The 4,317-nt window shown below is 68.5% G+C and carries 5 protein-coding genes; 4 read left to right on the plus strand and 1 reads right to left on the minus strand.

The features are described 5' to 3' along the window. The first annotated feature begins 161 nt into the window (after window positions 1–161). The 3 genes from ABTZ89_RS36330 to ABTZ89_RS36340 all read left to right on the plus strand — a co-directional run bounded on the left by ABTZ89_RS36330 (window position 162) and on the right by ABTZ89_RS36340 (window position 3,609). Window positions 162–2,117 carry a GTP-binding protein gene (locus ABTZ89_RS36330; protein WP_351053530.1) on the plus strand — a complete coding sequence of 652 codons (1,956 nt, stop codon included), beginning with the start codon at window positions 162–164 and terminating at the stop codon, window positions 2,115–2,117. A gap of 113 nt (window positions 2,118–2,230) precedes the next feature. Then, window positions 2,231–3,127, plus strand: coding sequence for an MIP/aquaporin family protein (locus ABTZ89_RS36335; protein WP_351053533.1), 897 nt, complete (start codon window positions 2,231–2,233; stop codon window positions 3,125–3,127). A gap of 74 nt (window positions 3,128–3,201) precedes the next feature. Beyond that, window positions 3,202–3,609, plus strand: a complete 408-nt coding sequence (locus ABTZ89_RS36340; RefSeq protein WP_270953906.1) for an Hsp20/alpha crystallin family protein — start codon at window positions 3,202–3,204, stop codon at window positions 3,607–3,609. A gap of 81 nt (window positions 3,610–3,690) precedes the next feature. On the opposite strand, the gene ABTZ89_RS36345 is transcribed toward ABTZ89_RS36340, so the two are convergent. Further along, window positions 3,691–3,894, minus strand: a complete 204-nt coding sequence (locus ABTZ89_RS36345) for a hypothetical protein (protein ID WP_351053536.1) — start codon at window positions 3,892–3,894, stop codon at window positions 3,691–3,693. A 67-nt stretch (window positions 3,895–3,961) separates the two neighbouring features. Between ABTZ89_RS36345 and ABTZ89_RS36350 the strand changes: the two genes are divergently transcribed. Then, window positions 3,962–4,249, plus strand: a complete 288-nt coding sequence (locus tag ABTZ89_RS36350; RefSeq protein ID WP_351053539.1) for a DUF397 domain-containing protein — start codon at window positions 3,962–3,964, stop codon at window positions 4,247–4,249. Window positions 4,250–4,317 lie beyond the last annotated feature (68 nt).

Consider the following 4,317-nt stretch of genomic DNA (forward strand, 5'->3'; position numbering starts at 1 on the left):
CGCATCCGGCCCCTCGACCGGCGGGCGAAAAACCAGTTGCCGTCCGCTGTGGACTCCTGCTGCAATCTCCGCACCAGTTCGCACGGATGAAGAGGAACTCATGCGCACAGCCACGTCCCGACCGCAGGAAATCGCCACCTACGCGAAGGACCTTGGAACTCGTGCGCACGTTGAACTTGGGGATCCTGGCCCACGTCGACGCCGGTAAGACCAGCCTGACCGAACGACTGCTGCACACCGCCGGGGTGATCGACCGGGTCGGCAGCGTCGATCGCGGTGACACCCGGACCGATTCGCTCGCCTTGGAGCGGCAGCGGGGCATCACCATCAAGTCGGCGGTGGTCTCGTTCGTCGTCGGCGACGTCGCCGTCAACCTGATCGACACGCCCGGCCATCCGGACTTCATCGCCGAGGTGGAGCGGGTGCTCAACGTCCTCGACGGCGCCGTGCTGGTGATCTCGGCCGTCGAAGGCGTCCAGGCGCAGACCCGCGTGCTCATGCGGACGCTGCAACGCCTGGGCATCCCGACGCTCGTGTTCGTCAACAAGGTCGACCGGCGCGGGGCCCAGGTCGATCGGGTGTTGCAGGACATCGCGGACAAGCTGACACCGGCGATCGTCCCGATGGGCGCCGTGCTCGACGCCGGCACGCGCAGCGCGGCCTTCGCCCCGCACACCGCGGTCGCGGTGGACGTGCTCGCCGAGCACGACGACGCGTTGCTGGCCGCGTACGTCGTCGATGAGGCGATCCCGCCCGGACAACTCCACCGCGCGCTGGCAGAGCAGGCGAAGCAGGCGCTGGTGCACCCGGTCTACTGCGGGTCGGCCACCACGGGTGCTGGTGTGCCCTCGCTGGTAGAGGGCATCGCGGAGCTGCTGCCGGCCGTGGAAGGCGACCCGGACGGTCCGGCGACGGGCACGGTGTTCAAGGTCGAACGCGGTCCGGCCGGCGAGAAGATCGCCTACGCCCGCATGTTCTCGGGCACCTTGCGCACCCGCGATCGGCTGCCGGGCTGCGACGAGCAGAAGGTCACCGCGATCAGCGTCTTCGACCGAGGAGCGGCAACGCGCAGCGATTCGGTCAGCGCCGGTCACATCGGCAAGTTGTGGGGCCTCACCGACGTCCGGGTCGGCGATGCCATCGGCACACCTCAGCGGTCGTCGGAGCACCACTTCGCACCGCCGACTCTGGAAGCTGTGGTCGTCCCGCGCCGCCACGCGGACAAGGGTGCGCTGCACGTCGCGCTCACCCAGCTCGCCGAGCAGGACCCGCTGATCGACCTGCGGCAGGACGACGTGCGCCAGGAGATCTCCGTGTCGCTGTACGGCGAGGTGCAGAAGGAGGTCGTCCAGGCGACGCTGGCCGCCGAGTTCGGCATCGACGTCGATTTCCGCGACACGATCATCATCTGCGTCGAGCGTCCCCTCGGCACTGGTGCGGCGGTCGAGGCGATCGGCGACGAGCACAACCCGTTCCTGGCCACCGTCGGCCTACAGGTCGAGCCCGCGCCCAGCGGCGCAGGCGTGGACTTCCAGCTGGGCGTGGAGCTCGGTTCGATGCCGCCCGCGTTCTTCACCGCGGTCGAGGAGGCGGTGCGCAACACGCTGCGCCAAGGGCTCTGCGGCTGGCAGGTCACCGACTGCGCGGTGACCATGACGCACGCCGGCTACTGGGCGCGCCAGAGCCGGGCGCACGGCACGTTCGACAAGAGCATGTCCAGCACCGCGGGCGATTTCCGCAACCTGACCCCGCTGGTGCTGATGAGCGCGCTGAGACGGGCGGGGACAGCCGTGCACGAGCCACTGCACCGCTTCCACCTCGACATCCCGTCCGAGGCGCTCAGCACGGTCGCCAGGGCAGTGGCCCGGCTACAAGGCGTACCGCAGGCGACGACCACGCGCGGTGCGTCGTGCCAGCTGGAAGGTGAGCTGCCGGCTGCCCACGTGCACGAGCTTCAGCAGAAGCTGCCTGGCCTCACCCGCGGTGAGGGCGTGCTGGAAACCTGGTTCGCCCGCTACGCACCCGTCCGCGGCGAGCCCCCGGCGCGACCGCGCGCCGACCACAACCCGCTCGACCGGGAGGAGTACCTGCTGCGCGTGGCCCACCGCACCGCCTGACCTCCGCGCACCCGGCGACCAACGCCGGTCGGACCTACACTCCGTGGACTGGTGGGGACTTCCGCTCGCGCCCGACGGGCGCTCGGCGGGTCTACTCGTTTCCTGGAGCAACGATGGCTGAGCAGCAGCAACGCCGTCACGGCTACCGACGAGGGCTCGGCGGCGAGATGCTCGCCGAGTTCCTGGGCACGTTCGTCCTGATCCTGCTGGGGTGCGCCTCGGTGGCGGTCGCGGTCGCCGGGTTGCCCGGCTCCGGTCGGCAATCCGACGCGTTCGGCCCCGGGAACTGGCTGATCATCGCCTTCGGCTGGGGATTCGCGGTGGTGTTCGGCGTCTACGTCGCGGGCGGGGTGAGCGGCGCGCACATCAACCCCGCCGTCACCCTCGCCTTCGCGTTCCGGCGGGCCTTCCCCTGGCGGAAGGTCGTGCCCTACATGTTCGCCCAGCTGGTCGGCGCGTTCATCGCGGCGGCACTGGTGTTCGCCTCCTACAGCTGGGCGATCAACGCGTTCAACACCAAGGCCGGGCTGGCCCGGAACCAGTCGCTGGACACCTTCGCCATCTTCGCCACCTTCCCCGCCAAGTACTTCGACGGGTCGTGGTGGGGCCCGCTGCTCGACCAGATCGTCGGCACCGCGATCCTGGTGCTGCTCATCTTCGCCCTCATCGACACGCGCAACACCGCGCCGACGGCCAACATGGGCCCGTTCATGATCGGCATGGCGGTCACCGTCATCGGCATGACCTTCGGCCCGAACGCCGGATACGCGATCAACCCGGCGCGCGACCTCGGCCCGCGGCTGTGGACGTTCCTGAGCGGCTGGGGCGAGATCGCACTGCCCGGCTCCTACCAGTGGTTCAGCTGGTACTTCTGGATCCCCATCGTCGGCCCGCTGGTCGGCGGGGTGATCGGCGCCGTGGTCTACGACCTGTTCATCGGCAGCGTGGTCGCAGCCCGCACCGCGCCGGAACCGGGCCGCACCAGCGACCAGCCGCCGCCGGCGGAGTGATCAGCACCGGTTTGCCGCGGGTGCGCGCGGGTACCCGCGCGGTGCGTCCGAGAGCCTGCGCCGAGGAGGACATCATGACCAGCTCACTGCCCCGGCCGAGCATGGGACTGGCGGACATCTTCCAGATGTTCGAAGGCGAATGGCCGTTCGGCGAACGCCACGCGATGCGCGTCGAGACGTTCACCGAGGCAAACGAGTTCGTGCTCCGCTGCGAACTGCCGGGAGTGGATCCCGACAACGACATCCACATCAACGTCGAGGGCAACCAGCTCAAGATCAAGGCCGAGCGCAAGCGCGAGGAGCGCACCGACCGCCACACCGAGTTCTACTACGGCGACTACAGCCGGACGATGCTCCTGCCGATGAGCTGCAACACCGACGACATCAAGGCGGAGTACGAGGCGGGCATCCTCACCGTCCGCATACCCCGCCAGGAATCCCAGATCACCAAGGAAATCCCAGTGGCCCGCAAGGGCAAGTGACCACCAGAGGGGCGGTCGGTTCCGAGACGAATCGACCGCCCCCCGAACGAGGGGCGAATCCCTGAGAAACCGACCAGATCATCACCCCCGCGCAGCGAGCCACCCGAACCGACGCAGCGCCCGCGCGAGGTACTCGGTGTCCGCCACCAGACCACCAATGCGTCCGATGTGGACGTTCTCCAGCGAGAGCTGCTCGACCTCGAACGCCAACTCGTCCTGCACCGCCCGCATCGCCGAGACCATCTGCGCCGACGTGTCGATCCGCACCCGCAGGGATTCGGACATGCCCTGGTTTGCAGCCGCGGAGTGCCGAAACGCGAAGGCGACCACTCCGCGAGGAGATGGAGGGAACGTGAGCACTTCCACACCTGACAAGCCGTTGGCAACCTGGTTCAAGAGCTCGTACAGCAACCCTTCGCAGGCTTGCGTCGAGGTTCGCTTCACCGGCGATGTCGTGCAGATCCGGGACTCCAAGGACCTGGACGCAAGCCCAGCTGGCATTCTGACCGGCAGCGACGTCCAGTTGCTGCACGAAGTTTCGCCGACGCTGTCGTTCTCGAGCGACGAGTGGATTGCCTTCATCGACCGCGTTCGCGCCGGGGAGCTCGACTTACCCGGGTTTTCCGCGACTGCTGCTTGATTGCCCTGTTCTGGGCGCTTGGGGTCGTGGGGGGGGGCCCGGGAAGGGAAGAAGGTTAAGACACGCAC

It is taken from the genome of Saccharopolyspora sp. NPDC002686 (assembly GCF_040295745.1).
Lineage (GTDB): Bacteria > Actinomycetota > Actinomycetes > Mycobacteriales > Pseudonocardiaceae > Saccharopolyspora > Saccharopolyspora oryzae.

What these genes read in the sequence shown, in the direction of transcription:
- ABTZ89_RS36335 (WP_351053533.1), top strand. Translation starts at nt 2,231, where the DNA reads ATGGCTGAGCAGCAGCAACGCCGTCACGGCTACCGACGAGGGCTCGGC.
- ABTZ89_RS36340 (WP_270953906.1), top strand. Translation starts at nt 3,202, where the DNA reads ATGACCAGCTCACTGCCCCGGCCGAGCATGGGACTGGCGGACATCTTC.
- ABTZ89_RS36345 (WP_351053536.1), bottom strand. Translation starts at nt 3,894, where the DNA reads ATGTCCGAATCCCTGCGGGTGCGGATCGACACGTCGGCGCAGATGGTC.